At 49.2% G+C, this 246-nt stretch carries 1 tRNA gene; it reads left to right on the top strand.

Going from position 1 to position 246, the window contains the following annotated elements:
* Positions 1–172: 172 nt before the first annotated feature.
* A tRNA-Gln gene (locus tag HFE01_RS26765) sits at positions 173–244 on the top strand.
* Positions 245–246 lie beyond the last annotated feature (2 nt).

Here is a 246-nt window from a genome sequence, read left to right as displayed (position 1 = left end):
GGCCAAACGCATCAGACTGTAAATCTGCTCCCTTACGGGTTCGGTGGTTCGAATCCATCATCCTCCACCAGTTTTATTGCCATGGTGGTCGTGACGAATGGGTTAACGTACTGAATTGTGGCTATGGCATTTGTGGGTGCAAGTCCCATCAATCGCCCTGTTGAATACATAATGGGGATTAGCCAAGCGGTAAGGCAACGGACTTTGACTCCGTCATGCATAGGTTCAAATCCTATATCCCCAGCC

The organism is Paenibacillus sp. EKM10P (assembly GCF_011800655.1).
GTDB classification, from domain to species: domain Bacteria; phylum Bacillota; class Bacilli; order Paenibacillales; family Paenibacillaceae; genus Paenibacillus; species Paenibacillus polymyxa.
Note: the sequence above shows the minus strand (reverse complement) of the source record. Positions and strands in the feature narration are given on the sequence as shown.